Origin of the sequence: Aquabacterium fontiphilum (assembly GCF_009909205.1) — a bacterium.
GTDB classification, from domain to species: Bacteria; Pseudomonadota; Gammaproteobacteria; order Burkholderiales; family Burkholderiaceae_C; genus Aquabacterium; species Aquabacterium fontiphilum.
This window is the reverse complement of record NZ_JAAAPN010000001.1, coordinates 381,678-396,028: the sequence shown is the minus strand read 5'-3', so window position 1 is coordinate 396,028 and position 14,351 is coordinate 381,678. Positions and strand designations below refer to the sequence as shown.

At 66.9% G+C, this 14,351-nt stretch carries 13 protein-coding genes; 10 read left to right on the top strand and 3 right to left on the bottom strand.

The features are described 5' to 3' along the window. Positions 1 to 406 precede the first annotated feature (406 nt). The 9 genes from GTZ97_RS01645 to hemE all read left to right on the top strand — a co-directional run bounded on the left by GTZ97_RS01645 (position 407) and on the right by hemE (position 10,233). Complete coding sequence (locus tag GTZ97_RS01645) at positions 407 to 1,306, top strand: hypothetical protein (protein ID WP_161648754.1); 900 nt, start codon at positions 407 to 409, stop codon at positions 1,304 to 1,306. Further along, positions 1,306 to 2,943 carry a GH3 family acyl-acid amido synthetase gene (locus tag GTZ97_RS01640; RefSeq protein WP_161648753.1) on the top strand — a complete coding sequence of 546 codons (1,638 nt, stop codon included), beginning with the start codon at positions 1,306 to 1,308 and terminating at the stop codon, positions 2,941 to 2,943. Before GTZ97_RS01645 ends, GTZ97_RS01640 begins: the two co-directional genes overlap by 1 nt. 10 nt (positions 2,944 to 2,953) lie before the next feature. Then, positions 2,954 to 4,054: a hypothetical protein gene (locus tag GTZ97_RS01635; protein WP_161648752.1), complete on the top strand. Its 1,101-nt coding sequence runs from the start codon at positions 2,954 to 2,956 to the stop codon at positions 4,052 to 4,054. A gap of 34 nt (positions 4,055 to 4,088) precedes the next feature. Beyond that, positions 4,089 to 5,087: an HlyD family secretion protein gene (locus GTZ97_RS01630; protein ID WP_161648751.1), complete on the top strand. Its 999-nt coding sequence runs from the start codon at positions 4,089 to 4,091 to the stop codon at positions 5,085 to 5,087. Further along, the gene (locus GTZ97_RS01625; RefSeq protein ID WP_330863520.1) at positions 5,084 to 6,016 is read left to right on the top strand and encodes an ABC transporter ATP-binding protein; all 933 of its coding nucleotides are present in this window, start codon (positions 5,084 to 5,086) and stop codon (positions 6,014 to 6,016) included. Before GTZ97_RS01630 ends, GTZ97_RS01625 begins: the two co-directional genes overlap by 4 nt. Positions 6,017 to 6,024: 8 nt before the next feature. Continuing rightward, positions 6,025 to 7,158: an ABC transporter permease gene (locus tag GTZ97_RS01620; RefSeq protein ID WP_161648750.1), complete on the top strand. Its 1,134-nt coding sequence runs from the start codon at positions 6,025 to 6,027 to the stop codon at positions 7,156 to 7,158. A 19-nt stretch (positions 7,159 to 7,177) separates the two neighbouring features. After that, complete coding sequence (locus GTZ97_RS01615) at positions 7,178 to 8,233, top strand: CapA family protein (RefSeq protein WP_161648749.1); 1,056 nt, start codon at positions 7,178 to 7,180, stop codon at positions 8,231 to 8,233. A 115-nt stretch (positions 8,234 to 8,348) separates the two neighbouring features. Further along, positions 8,349 to 9,068 (top strand): START domain-containing protein, encoded by a 720-nt coding sequence (locus GTZ97_RS01610; protein WP_161648748.1) that lies wholly within the window; start codon positions 8,349 to 8,351, stop codon positions 9,066 to 9,068. A 43-nt stretch (positions 9,069 to 9,111) separates the two neighbouring features. Beyond that, positions 9,112 to 10,233: a uroporphyrinogen decarboxylase gene (hemE, locus tag GTZ97_RS01605; protein WP_161648747.1), complete on the top strand. Its 1,122-nt coding sequence runs from the start codon at positions 9,112 to 9,114 to the stop codon at positions 10,231 to 10,233. A gap of 42 nt (positions 10,234 to 10,275) precedes the next feature. On the opposite strand, the gene GTZ97_RS01600 is transcribed toward hemE, so the two are convergent. After that, positions 10,276 to 11,130, bottom strand: coding sequence for a DMT family transporter (locus GTZ97_RS01600; RefSeq protein WP_161648746.1), 855 nt, complete (start codon positions 11,128 to 11,130; stop codon positions 10,276 to 10,278). Between the two features lie 53 nt (positions 11,131 to 11,183). Beyond that, positions 11,184 to 12,197, bottom strand: a complete 1,014-nt coding sequence (locus GTZ97_RS16850; RefSeq protein ID WP_161648745.1) for a septal ring lytic transglycosylase RlpA family protein — start codon at positions 12,195 to 12,197, stop codon at positions 11,184 to 11,186. 193 nt (positions 12,198 to 12,390) lie between these two features. Between GTZ97_RS16850 and pcaCD the strand changes: the two genes are divergently transcribed. Beyond that, on the top strand, positions 12,391 to 13,602 hold the full coding sequence (pcaCD, locus tag GTZ97_RS01590) for a bifunctional 4-carboxymuconolactone decarboxylase/3-oxoadipate enol-lactonase PcaCD (protein WP_236650941.1): 1,212 nt from the start codon (positions 12,391 to 12,393) through the stop codon (positions 13,600 to 13,602). Here pcaCD and GTZ97_RS01585 read toward each other — a convergent pair. Further along, positions 13,565 to 14,251 carry a PEP-CTERM sorting domain-containing protein gene (locus GTZ97_RS01585; RefSeq protein ID WP_161648743.1) on the bottom strand — a complete coding sequence of 229 codons (687 nt, stop codon included), beginning with the start codon at positions 14,249 to 14,251 and terminating at the stop codon, positions 13,565 to 13,567. The two genes, pcaCD and GTZ97_RS01585, sit on opposite strands and share 38 nt — an antisense overlap. Positions 14,252 to 14,351: the final 100 nt, after the last annotated feature.

Sequence of the window (14,351 nt, the reverse complement as noted above, 5' to 3'; positions counted from 1 at the left end):
GTTAAACCAGAAGGGCCCGCACGCCTGACCCACTGAAGGAAGCCGCGGCGCACTGAACCGACACAAAAACGCCGACCACACGTCGGCAAAACCCAAGGATTATAAGCAGTTACCCGCAAAGGAACCAAGCCCCTTGCGCATCTGCGTTTGAAACACCCCCACAAGAACGGGGCTGTGCGCGACACCGGCGTGGTCACGACCCCACACACGCGGGTTAACCCAATGCGTTACACATCCCCCATATAAGGGAGACCCTGGGGCAAGCCCGATGACGCGCAGGTCAAGGCCACGAAAAAATGTTTAACACGTAATCAGCGCCATTCAATGGCGGCACCACAGGACCGAGTCGCCCACACGGCGCCAGGCCCTGACGTGATGCCCACTCGGCGTGCACCAGGAGTTCAGCATGTCCACCACACCGGCCCGCAAGGATCCCGTCCGAACCTTCTTCCGCCCGATCGGCCAGATCGGGGCGCGCGACATCCAGCAGATGTACGCGCTGTATGCGTCGTTCTATGAGCAGACGTCGCTGGACGTCTTCCTGACCGACCTGGCCAAGAAGTCCGGCGTGATCCTCGTGCAGCGCAAGGAGGACGACCGCATCGTCGGCTTCTCGACCCAGACTTTCTTCAACATCGTGGTCGATGGCAAGCGTGTGCGCGGCATCTTCAGCGGCGACACCATCGTCGAGCCGGCCTACTGGGGCAACAACGCCCTGGCCAACACCTTCTACCGTCGGCTGATCATTGAGCGTTTCAAACACCCCTTCACGCCCTTTTACTGGTTCCTGATCTCCAAGGGCTACAAGACCTATCTGCTGCTGACCAACAACTTCTACAAGTACTACCCGTGCGTGGAGAAGGAAGACCCGCGCCTGAAGCGGATCACCGAAGCCTACTGCGAACAGCTGTTCCCCGAGTACTTCGACCGCGACAAGATGCTGCTGGACTTCGGCGACAGCTATGTGCGCCTGAAGGAAGACATTGCCCGCATCACGCCTGAGCTGGCTGCGGCCAACAAGCACATCGGCTTCTTCGAGAAGGTCAACCCCAGCTGGGAGCGTGGCACCGAAGTGCCCTGCATTGGCTCGTGCGACTACGGCACCTTCGTGCAGTCGGTGTTCGACGTGCCATGGAAGTGGATCAAGAAGCACATCCTGGGCACGCATCGTCGTCCGGGCACCGAACTCGACCCGGCGCTGGCCCGCAACCGTGCCGCGGCCGCGCGCAAGGCCCAGGCCGGGGCGCCCGCAGCCGACTGGCTGGCCGATGACGAAGACACGCTGAAGCAGGGCGGAGCCTCCTGATGGGGGCCGGCACCACACTCGGACACCACCTCCTCAAACTGCTGGTCGCCCCGGGACGCCGCCGCTTCGAGCGGCACCTGGGTGAGCTGGAATCGGTGCAACGCGCCAGGCTGAGCCGTTGGCTGGCTGCGGCATCGCGTGCACCAGCGTGGCAGCGTCACGGGGTGCGGGCCGACTGGTCCTGGGAGGAGTTCGTGCGCCGTCTGCCGATCTCCACGTACGCCGACTACGCCGAGGATCTGGCCGTTCAGCGGGAGCGCCAGCAGGCATGGCTGATCGACTCGCCCGTGGCCCGTTACCAGCCCACCAGCGGCTCGACCTCGGCCGTGAAGTGGATCCCCTACACCAAGCTCTTTCTGGACGAGCTCGACCAGGTGATCACCGCCTGGGTGGGTGACCTGTACGAGCAGTACCCCAGTCAGGGGCGCGGCACGCACTACTGGTCACTGTCGTGGATCCCGACCACGCTGCGTGCGCAGACCGCTGGCGACATCAACGACGACATGAAGATGCTGTCGTGGGGCAAGCGTGCACTGGCCTACCTGACGCAGGCCGTCCCTCAAGAAGTGGCGCTGGCCGAGACACTGGAAGACTCGCTGTTTGCCACCGTCGCCTATCTGTGCGCCGATGAGGAGTTGGGCTTTCTGTCGGTCTGGAGCCCAACCTTCGGCCTCAATCTGCTGGAGCACATGTCGCAATGGCGTCTGGAGCTGGCAGAGTCCCTGGCGCTGGGCCAATGGGGCACTCGCGCGCCGCGCATGGGCGGCGTACGCTGCCCCCAGTCCACCCGCGCAGCAACCATGTTGTCGCGCTGGGACGGCGCGCTGGATGCGGCCTTCTTTCACCGCCTGTGGCCGCGCCTGGCCGTGGTCAGCGCATGGGACACGGCCGCGGCGGCCCCCTGGGCACGCGCGCTGCACGCCAAGCTGCCGCATGCCGGCTTCCAGGGCAAGGGGCTGTGGGCCACCGAAGGGGTCGTGACCTTTCCCTATCAAGGCCAGTATCCGCTGGCCTACCTCAGCCACGTCTACGAGTTCATCGACGCGAACAACCAGCAGGTGCTGGCCCCGTGGCAGCTGCGCGAAGGCCAGGAAGTCATCCCGCTGCTCACCACCGGCAGCGGTCTGGCACGCTACCGCATGAACGATGTGCTGCGCGTGAGCGGCTTTCTGGGGCAGGTCCCGTGCTTCACCTTCCTGGGCCGCAACGATGGTGTGGACCTCGTGGGCGAGAAGATCAGCGCCACGACGGCCCAGGCCGTGCTGGACGGGCTGCCTCAGGATGGCGGCATGCTGCCCGTGACGCTGCTCGCACTGGACCAGACGGCCAGCGGCCGTCCGGGCTACGTGCTGCTGGCCGAGTGCTTCGACGATGCGCCCACAGGTGACCGGGCGCATGCGCTGTCACAGCACATCGAAACCGCCCTGCAAGGGCACTTCCACTACAAACTGGCGCGTGAACTGGGCCAACTGCAGCCGGCCGAGTGTCTGTTGCGCCCCGGCATGCGCGAGCTCTACCTGAGCCTGTGTCGCGAACGCGGGATGATCGAGGGCAACATCAAGGTCGAGCCCCTGCGTCACTGGCCAGGCGCCCTGCCTGCCACGCTTCGCCCGCTGCTGACCGCCCGCCCCGCTTGAGGAGTACCCCATGGCCCTGACCTACCGCCTTGCCCAACCCTCCGACAACCCGCGCCTGCAAGACCTGGTGGCCAAGATCACGATGCCTGGACCGGCCGAGATGTGCTTCCAGCGCGCGCCGGACTTCTTCGTCGGCGCCAAGGTGATCGGCGAGTCGCAGACCATCGTGGTCGTCGATGACGACGAGCGCCCCGAAGCCCTGGCCGGCGTGACGGTGATCTCGGGCCGCCATGTGTTCATGAACGGCCAGCGCCAGTACGTCTACTACTCGGGCGACACCCGGGTCGACCCCTTCTACCGCCGCCGTGGCATCGGCGGGGGCATGTTCGTCGAGCAGAAGAAGCACCACCAGCCCACCGACCTGGTGCAGGGCGTGATCATCAAGGGCAACACGCGCGCGCTCGAAGCAGGGCGTGGCGTGCAGAACCAGAAGGTGTTCGATTTCTGGCTGAGCCACACGATCGAGACGAGCTTCATGTTCATCCGCAAGGGCGCACCACGTGTGCCGGCGGGTGTGACGCTGCGCGCGGCCACCGAAGCGGACGTGCCCGCCATGCAGGCCTTCCAGGACCGCGAGGCGCCGCGGCGCAACGGCTATCCGGCCTATGACTTCAGCAAGCTGGTGGCGGGCGATCCGTACTACGCCGGCCTGCGCATCGCCGACTACACGCTGGCGCTGCGCGACGGCCAGATCATCGGCATGCTGGGCGCGTGGAACCAGAAAGCCTACAAGCAGACCCGCATCATGGGGTTTCACCCTGCCGCCCGGGTGCTGCGCCCCCTGTACAACCTCTATGTCGGCCTGGTGGGCGGCTTCAAGCTGCCGCCGGTCGGCGGGATGCTGAACTACCTGACCTTGACCAACGTGCTGATTGCGCAAGACGACCCGGCCATCTACCAGGCGCTGATCGACTGGGTCATGGCGCACCAAGGCCAGAAGGTCGATGCGCTGGCCACCTGCGTGACGCATGGTGATCCGCTGGTCGAGGTGCCACGCGGCTACAAGCGCCAGAAGCTGTTTTCGGAACACCTGTGGCTGACGTTTGGCGCCGAAGACCCTCGGCCCGGCATCGACGACCGCCCCCTTTACATGGAGCTGGGCCGACTCTGATCGGCCCGCTGACACGAACGCCAGAAGGCCGAAGATGAAGTACCTCCCCTCTCCCCGCACAGCCGGCGTGGCGCTTGCCGCCGCAGGCCTGTGCCTGACCCTGTCCGGCTGCCTGGAAACCGAGCCCGCCCTGCAACTGCCCGGCTACATCGAAGCCGACATCACGTCGGTGGCCTCGCCGGTGGCGGGCACGTTGCAGCAGGTCCAGGTCAAGGAAGGCCAGCTCGTCCAGCCGGGCGAGCTGCTGTACGTGCTCGAATCGGCCCAGGAGGAGGCCAAGCTGGCCGAAGCCCATGCCGTCAAGGCCCAGGCTGCCGCCCAGAGCCGCAACCTCAGCAAGGGCGCGCGGGCGGCCGAGATCGAGGGCCTGAAGGCCAAGGTGCGCTACGCCGAGGCCCAGCTCGAGCAGGCGCGCACGCAACTGCGTCGCACGGAACAGCTGCGCAACAACGGCTTCGTGTCCGACATGCAGACGTTGCAGGAGCGCACCCAGGTGCAACTGGCCAAGGCCCAGGTGGAAGACGCCATGGCCGCGCTGCGCACGGCACAGCAGGCGGCACGGGTCGATGAGCAGGCCGCCGCAGCGGCAGGTGTGGATGCTGCGGCCGCCGGTGTAGCTCAGGTCGAGTGGCTGCTCAAGCAAAAGCGCGTGACCGCTCCGGTGGGCGGCGTGGTGCAGGAGCTGTACCGCCGCCAGGGCGAGTACGCCCAGCCAGGCGCCACGACCATGACCATCCTCCACAGCGACACGCTGCGCGTGCGCTTCTTCGTGCCCAATGACCTGCGCCCACGCTACCTGCCGGGCACCAAAGTCAAGGTGAGCATCTCGGGCTGCGATGGCGCGCTGGAGGCGACGGTGACGCGCGTCAGCGCACGGCCGGAGTACACCCAGCCCATGATGTTCAGCCTGGAGTTACGTGACCGTTTGAGCTTCCTGACCGAGGCGCGCCTGGCGGCATCGTCGACCTGCACGGCGCCGCCCGGCACGCCGGTGGGCATCGTGGTGCCGGCCGGCGAGAAGGCCGCATCGTGACCGGCGAGGCCATCATCGAGGTCAAGGACCTCACCAAGACCTTTGGCGACAAGACGGTCGTCGACAAGCTGAACATGCGCATTGCGCCGGGCCAGCTGTATGGCTTTCTGGGCCCCAACGGCTCGGGCAAGACCACGGCCATCCGGATGATGTGCGGGCTGGTGCCACCCTCGTCGGGCGAAGGCCATTGCCTGGGCTTCGACATCGTGCGCCAGGCCGATCGGATCAAGCCCCTGCTGGGCTACATGACGCAGCACTTCAGCCTGTACAAGGATCTGACGGTGCGCGAGAACCTGCGCTTCGTCTGCCGACTGTACGGCTTGCGCGACCCCGAAGCGCGCGTGAAAGAACTGGTCAAGCAGTTTGCCTTCGACGCCGAGGGCCGCGAGACGCAACGCGTGGGCACGATGTCGGGGGGCTGGAAGCAGCGGCTGGCGCTGGCGTGCGCGATGGCGCATCAGCCGCGCATCCTGCTGCTGGACGAACCGACGGCCGGCGTGGACCCGAAGGCCCGGGAGGCCTTCTGGGACATCCTGCAGGACATCGCCGCCTCGGGCGTCTCGGTGCTGGTCAGCACCCACTACATGGATGAGGCCATGCGCTCCAATCGCATCGCTTATGTGCTGTACGGGCGCCTGCTGGTCGATGATGCGCCGGAGCGCGTGCTGCAGAACTCGGAGCTGGTGGCCGCGCAGATCCCGTTGAACCGCCCCTTCAACGACCGCGCCATGTCGCAAGACCCGCGTGTGGTGCGCCTGTCCTTGCAGGGCAACAGCCTGCGTGTGGTGGCGCGCAGCCACGAGGACATCGGCTCGTGGTGTCGCGATCTGGGCGACCAGGTGGCAGACCCGGTCGACATCGATGTCGGGCTGGAAGATGTCTTTTTCTACCTGACGCTGCGCCAGCAGGGTGAGGGCACCCGCTTCTGAGCTTGATCATGCTGTCTTCGTTCAAGCGCATCCGCGCCATCGCCACCAAAGAGATGCTGCACATGGTGCGCGACCGGCTCACGTTCGCGTCCCTGATGCTGATGACCATCATGTACGTGGTGGTGTTCGGCTACGCCATCAACCCGGATCCGCGCCACATCCCCACTGTCGTGGTGGACCATGACAAGAGCGAGTTCTCACGGCTGTACCGTGCCGCGCTGCAGCAGTCCGTCTACCTCGAAGTGGATCCGCGACAACTCACGTCGGACCAGGCCAGCGAGATGCTGCGCAAGGCACAGACCTCGGTGGTGATCGAGATCCCCCCCGACTTCACGCGCAACCTGATGACGGGCCTGCCCGCCATCATCCACGTGGAGGCCGACGCCACCGATCCCGTCTCGCTCAACGGCGCCATCAGCTCGACCAGCGAGGTGGCAAAGGCCACGGCGGCCCATGTGTTCCGCCAGGATGGCACGCAACCCGTGCTCGATGGCAGCCCGCAGCTGGACGTGCGTGTTCAGCGGCGCTTCAACCCGCAGGGCGAGCAGACCTTCTTCATCGTGCCCGGTCTGGTGGGCATGATCCTCAACGTGTCCCTGTTGATGATGACAGCGATGTCCATCACCAAGGAGAAGGAGCAGGGCACCATGGAGTTCCTGCTCGTCACGCCGCTGCGTCCGTGGGAGATGATCATCGGCAAGGTGGTGCCGACCTTTCTGGCCGGCTTCGTGCAGGTCATCCTCATCCTCGTGATCGCTTTCGGTCTGTTCAAGCTGCCGCTGACCGGTGACCCGATCGCGCTGGCCGTGCTGCTGCTGGCTTATGGCATCACCACGATGTCGGTCGGCATCCTGATCTCAACGCTGGCCCTGTCGCAGATGCAGGCCATGCAGCTGTCCTTCTTCTACTTCCTGCCCTCCATCCTGCTGTCGGGCTTCATGTTCCCCTACAGCGGCATGCCGGCCTGGGCGCAGTTCATTTCGAAGGGGCTGCCCATGTCGTACTTCGTGGTGGGCTCGCGCGGTGTGTTCCTCAAAGAATTCACCATGGTCGACATGTGGCCCCACCTGTGGCCCATCATGCTGGTGGGCCTGATCATTTCGCTGCTGGCCATCAAGAGCTACCGGCGCACCCTGAGCTGATTCGCCCTCGCCGCACGCCATGCAAGAAGACTGGAACCCCTCCTGGCTGCACCAGCGCTTCGTGCGCCCCTTCACTGCCAACCCCTACCCCACAACGGGTGAAGGGCTGCGCATGATCTGGCGCTTTCTCAAAGGCGGCAGCCAGGACAACCCGGCTGGACTGCGCTTCCTGCCCAGGCAGACACAGCTCAACGACATCACGCCCGCGATGACGCTCGGCTTTGCAGGCGATGCGATGTCGATGTGGGGCAAGCCCCTGCGTTTCGACCGCAGCGTGGTGGATTTCTTCGCGCCCTGCGACCATGTGCTGGTGAACTTCGAAGGCGTGATCACCGACCTGCCGCAATACGCGCCGGATCAGAAGCACACGCGCCCTGTGCTTGACGCGCTGGCTCAGATGGCCCCGCGCGACAAGCTGGTGCTGTCGATGGCCAACAACCATACAGCCGACTATGGTGCCGCCGAATGCCGGAGGTGCATGCAACTGTTGGACCGAGAAGGCTTCACGCATTTCGGTGTGGGCGACACGCCGTTCATCGACCTTGCCCCACGTCTGCGCGTCACCACCGGCACGCAATGGAGCAATCGCAAGGGCTCGCACCTGGCCTGGCTCGACAAGGTCGAGCGGCACGTCAGGCCTGGCGCCTTCAACGTGCTGTTTCCTCACTTCGGTTACGAACTCGAGCTCTTTCCGAGGCCCAGCGTGGTCGATCTCGCCACCAGCTGGCTGGCCCACTTCGACGCCGTGGTCGGTCATCACAGCCATAACCCGCAACCGATCACCGCCCAGGTCGACCGGACGGGCATCCGACGGCTGTGTGCTTACTCGCTGGGCAATCTGTCGTTTGGCATGGCCTATCGACACGTGCCCGGGTTGAGTGCGCTGACCTGGGGCGCGGTGGCCCGCATCACGGTCGGACCGCTGAAAAGCCAGCCCGATCGCTGGGCCGCCGGGGAGCTCACCTGGTCCTTCATCGAATGCCTGCCGCTGCCCGACCGACGTGCAGGCTTCGAAACCCGCACGGTGGCGCAATGCGCGTTCTTTCCGCCGACGCTGATTCCCCCCTCTCACTGACGCGTTGATGCGAATTGCCCCCAATCCTGGCAGCAGGGGTATGGTCAGCCGGCCGACCCGCGCCTAGCATGGGGACATCGTGACTGCCGCGGCCCGCACCGGGCCGGATGCCCCCATGTCTGCGCCTGTTCTGTCCCCACGCCTGCGGTTGACTGGCACATGGTTGACCGCGTGCCTGATTGGGTGCGCCCACGCTGCCGACTGGCAACCCATGGAGCGCGCCGAAGCGCGCGACGGCATCCGCACCTGGTCGCGCGCCGTGCCCGGTCTGGCCGTCAAGCAGTTCCGCGGGGAAACCGAGGTGCCGCATTCGGTGCTGGCCGTGCTCGCGCTGCTGGCTGATGTGCCGGGCATGAAGCACTGGGTCTTCCAGTGCGATGGCGCGATGCAACCGACCGGACTGCCGCCCGACCGCATGTACCTGACGTTCAAGGGCCTGTGGCCGGCCTCGCCACGCGACGTGCTGCTGCGCACACGCATCACCCAGACAGCCGACAGCGTCGTGCATGTGGTCACCCAGGCCACAGAAGGCATGCCTGTCTCCGACAAGCATGTGCGCATGCCCATGCTCAACAACGCCTTCAAGCTGACGCCGCTGCCAGGCGAGTGGACGCGCATCGAGTTCCAGACCCAGGTGGACCTGGGTGGTCAGGTGCCCACCTGGCTGGCCAATCTGGTGTCCACGCGCGCGCCGCTGGTGACGCTGCAAGGCATCCACGCCCGGCTGCCGCAACCGGCCTACCAGATCCGCACGACCGAGCCGCTGCCGATGCATTTCTATGACGGGCCCAAGCCATTTCTGCCGCCAGGGCACCTGAAGCCGGCCTCGCCTTGATCTGGATGAAGGGCGGGGCGGCCTGACTGCCTACAATCCCGGGATGCCATCCCACACCGCCCCCGCTCCTGCCCTGCCCCCGCTGGCCAATGACCGCTTTCTGCGGGCCTGCCTGCGCCTGCCCACCGACTGCACGCCCGTGTGGCTGATGCGCCAGGCCGGGCGCTACCTGCCCGAGTACCGCGCCACGCGCGATGTGGCCGGCAGCTTCATGGGGCTGGCCACCAACCCGGAGCTGGCCTGCGAGGTCACGATGCAGCCGCTGCGCCGTTATGCGCTGGATGCGGCCATCCTCTTCTCCGACATCCTGACCGTGCCCGACGCCATGGGCCTGGGCCTGAGCTTTGCAGCCGGAGAAGGCCCGCGCTTTGCGCACCCGGTGCGCGACGAGGCCGCTGTCGCCAAGCTCGCCGTGCCCGACATGGACAAGCTGCGCTACGTGTTCGACGCGGTGGGCACCATCCGCAAGGCCCTGGCCGATGACCAGGGCGTGGGCAAGGTGCCGCTGATCGGCTTCTCGGGCAGCCCCTGGACGCTGGCGTGCTACATGGTCGAAGGCGGCGGCTCGGACGACTACCGCCTGGTCAAGACCCTGATGTACCAGCGGCCCGACCTGATGCACCGCATCCTGGCCGTCAATGCCGACGCCGTGGCGCTCTACCTCAACACCCAGATCGAAGCTGGCGCCCAGGCGGTCATGGTGTTCGACTCGTGGGGCGGCGTGCTCGCCGACGGTGCGTTCCAGCAGTTCAGCCTGGCCTACACACGCCGCGTGCTCACGCAGCTCAAGCAGTCGCACAACGGCTACCGCATTCCCCACATCGTGTTCACCAAGGGCGGCGGGCTGTGGCTCAACGAGATCGCCGACACCGGCTGCGATGTGGTCGGCCTGGACTGGACGATGAACCTGGGCAAGGCGCGCGCCTTGGTGGGCGACCGCGTCGCGCTGCAGGGCAACCTCGACCCGAATGTGTTGTTCGCCCAGCCCGAGCAGATCGAAGCCGAGGTGATCCGCACGCTGGAGGCCTTTGGCCGGCCGAGCGAGGGCCATGGCCACATCTTCAACCTGGGCCACGGCATCAGCCAGTTCACCCCGCCCGAGCACGTCAGCGTGCTGGTCGACACGGTCCACCGCCACAGCGCGGCGCAGCGCGCTGCCGCCTGAGAACACGGCCTGACTGCCCACGCGGCAGGCCGCGCGCGACGCTCAGCCACCTTCGCGTGCCGCCAGCAGGGCGGCCGTAAGGATGAGGGCACCGCCTGCCAGCGTGGCCGGGCCCAGTTGTTCATCGCCCCAGACCACCGCCGAAGCCGCCGCGAACACGATCTCGGTGAGCATGACCACCGAGGTGATGTGGACCGGCACCCGCGCGGCGCCGTACTGCAACGCCATGTTCGACGCCAGGAAGACACCGCCCAGCGCCACAGCCAGCGGCAGCCAGGCGGCGGATGGCGCGGGCCAGGCCGGCACCAGCGCCTGCGTGGCGAGCAACAGGCCCACCAGCCCTGGCAGCAGCAGCCCGCCGAGGAACATGGCCATCGCGCGCTCCGAGGCCGGCACCTGCCCATGCCGGCGCAACAGCACATTGGTCAGCGCAAAGCCCATGCCGCCCAGCAGGCCCAGCCAGTCGGCCAGCCCGTTGAACTGCGGCCAGCCCCCGCCAGGTGGCTGCAACACCAGCAGCGCACCGCCCAACGCCAGCGCCACGCGCAAGGCGGCCGCCCCACTCATGCGCTCGCCCAACAGCCACCACGCCAAGCCCACCGCCCACAAGGGCATCAGGTAGAACAACAGCACCACGCGGACCACCTCGCCCACGCTCACGCCCCAATTGAAAGCGGCGTTGGTGGCGCCCGCAGCCAGGGCCAGCCACCACAGCGCAGGCTGCTGCAAGACACGCCAAGCCGCGCGCGGCCGCCAGAACGCCACGCACAATGCGCCCACTCCGAAGAACACCATCGTGGCCCACAGCGGATGCAGCCCCGCCTGCTGCAGGTGTCGAAGCGGCAGCCACGACAGCCCCCAGACGCAGGCATTGAACAGGAGTGCCAGATAGGGCATGAAGGTTCCAGGCGGTCTTCAGGAAAGGGCGCGATCGTACGCCCTTTCGTGCGTCAGCGCCGGAACACGAGCAAGGGCTGAACCTGCAAGGCCTGGCGGGCACGCCCAGCCGCCTCCTGCGCCTCGTGCCGTGAGGCAAACGGGCCGATCTTGAGCTTGTACAGCGCCGATTCATGGAACACGGCCAGCATGGGCAGCAACCCCTCCAGGTCGCGCGCCACCTGCTGCTGGATGCGCTCGACCCCCTCACGCCGACTCAACGCCGCCAGCTGCACCCAGAAGCCGCGGGCGGCCGGGGTGTAAGCCGGGCTGGTCGGCAAATCGCGCGGCGTGGGCAGCGACGTGGCAGTGGCCGCGAGCGGCAACGCGGCCCCAGGCATCGGCTCGGCGGCGGGTGTGGCCAGCGACCCGGTTGTCGGCGCCTCCATGGTCGCGACGGCAGCCACAGCCGCCGGGGGAGCCGCATCGGGCAGGGGCACCCCGAGGTCGCCGTCCTGACGCCACGCGCCGGTGCGGATGGCATCGAAGGTCAGGCGCTCGACGGTGACCTCGCCCACACCCGGTCCGACCAGCCCCAGTTGCACGGCAGCCGCATAGCTGACATCGATCACACGGTCGCGCGCGAACGGCCCTCGGTCGTTGACCCGCAAGACCACCGACTTGCCCGTGCGGGCGTGACGCACGCGCACATAGCTCGGGATGGGCAGCGTGCGGTGAGCCGCCGTCATGCCATACATGCTGTAGAGCTCACCGCTGGCCGTGCGGCGTCCGTGGAACTTCTTGCCATACCAGGAGGCCATTCCCTGCTCGGACCATGCGATGTCGTCGGTCATGGGCCGGTAACTCTGGCCCAACACCGAATAGGGCTTGTTCGGCCCTCCCTGACGAATGGGCTCGACCTGAGGCTCGACCTTGACTTCGGCCAGTACGGCCGCAGGCGGCGGCACAGTGGGCGGACCGTCGCGCATCACCGTCTTCGGCCCCGACGCGCACCCCGCCAGCAGGGCGAACACACACGACATGGCCAGCACGAAGCGGCCCTGGATCCAGGCAGCGTGAGTCAACATGCACGCGACCATAACCGATGCGCGCGCCCTTGGCCATTGTGCGAAGACCGGGGCACCCCCACGATGACGGGCACGCCGCCTGCATGCACAATCACGCACGCATCTGCAGCGCCCTGGCCGCCCTCTCGACGATTCCGCACACACCATGTCTTCAAAGCCGCAAACCCCTTTCGACCACGACTTTGAGCGCGGCATGCGCAACCGCCGCGCCGCCCTGGGCGACGCCTGGGTCGACAAGTCCGTGGCCAAGGCCAATGCCTTCAATGCCGGCTTTCAGCACTTCATCACCGACTACGCCTGGCACGGCGTGTGGGGCCGCCCCGGGCTGGACTGGAAGACCCGACGCATCATCGTGTTGGCGGTGACCAGCGCGCTGGGCCGCTGGGACGAGTTCGAGATCCACCTGCGCGGCGCCCTCACTCCGGGCAACGCCCATACCTTGACCCCCGAAGAAGTGCGCGAGGCGCTGATCCAGATCGCCATCTATGCGGGCGTGCCGGCCGCCAACACCGGCTTTGCGCGCGCGGTGGGCATCATGAAAGAGCTGGGCATGGAGCCTCCGCCCCATCCGGCCGACCAGTCCTGGCATCCCGGTGTGGGCCGCTCCTACTTCACGCAGACACGACCCAAGCTGCATGCCACCGTACGTGAGCCGCGCAGTGGCGAGGCCGCCCACACCATCGTGTTCAGCCACGCACTGGGCCAGGACGGCAGCATGTGGGACGCCGTGGCCAACGAACTGGCCGCGACCTGCCGGGTCATCTGCCCGGACACGCGCGGCCATGGCCGCTCGCAAACCCCCGCAGAGCCCTTCACGCTGACCGAACTGGCCGCCGATGCCGCCCGCCTCATTGACGAGCTGGCCGACGGCGAGCCGGTGGTCTGGGTGGGCCTGTCGATGGGCGGCCTGATCGGACAGGAACTGGCCACGCGCTTTCCGGACAAGGTCAAGGCGCTGGTGCTGGCCAACACCACGGCAGGCTACGACGACATGGGCCGTGCGGCCATCGGCCAGCGCATCGCCACCGTCGAGGCGCACGGGTTGGGTGCGATCGCTACCAGCACGATGCACCGCTTCTTCAGCGAGGGCTTCCGCCAGCAGCGGGCGGCCACCGTGTCACGCCACCAGCGGCTGCTGGAATGCACCGACCCTGAGGGTTACACGGCCTGCGCGGCCGCCCTGTGCGAGGCAGACCTCTGGGACAAGCTGGGCCAGATCCAGGTACCCACGCTGGTGATTGCCGGCACGCACGACGAGAGCATGCCGATCGAGGTGGCCCAGGCGCTGACGCGCGGCATCGCGCGTGCCGAACTGGCCACGCTGCAAGGCTGCGCCCACCTCAGTGCGGTGGAGCAGCCCGAGGCCTTCACTGAACTGTTGGGCGAGTTTGTCGCGAGCGTCTGACGCCCACGGCCAGCGCGGCCAGGCCCGTCAGCATCAGGGCCACCGTTCCGGGTTCGGGCACCACGGCCGCCGGCCGCGCCGCGATGAAGTTCAAGGCCCCGCCCGGGTTGCCGTTGTAGGGCGCGCCAGCGTCGACCAGCGTCAGCATGGGCCAGCCAAACGAGGGAATGAACGAGGCGGCCGTGACACCGCTGCCCGTGACCGTCCACGAAGCACTGTTGCCTTCGGCAAAGCTGCCAGAGGCGAACTCGAACCGCCAGTTGTACGTCAGGCCGGCGTCCTGCACCGCCGGGGTGCTCAGTCGCCCCGTACCTGCCACCAGTCCCACACCGCCCGTGCTCGCCCACTGGCCAGTCGGCCCGTTCAGCCACAGCGTCTGCAGGAAAGTGCCAGCCGACGTCGCGGCAGGAAAGCTGTGAATGGGCTGGCTCAGCGTGAAGCGTACGCCCCCCTCTGTGTCTTCCAGCAACAGGCGCGCAACCGGTTCAAAGACCGATCTCGTGTCGAATGCATCGGCCGTCGTCGGGTCGAAGAAGGTGGTGAAGCTGTATTCGTAGGCTGCTGCTTGCGCGCCCACGGCGCTACAGGCGAACAGACAGGCGACGGCAGTTTGGCGCCAGCGGCGGGCGCAGGCAGCATGTTGGTGCATGTGGACTCCTTGTTGTGCTGTAAGGGGCTCGACAGCACGCGATGGCAACATCCGCCAAGCGGCGAATGCCTCTGGTAACGGAGTGTAAGCATCTCGGTGC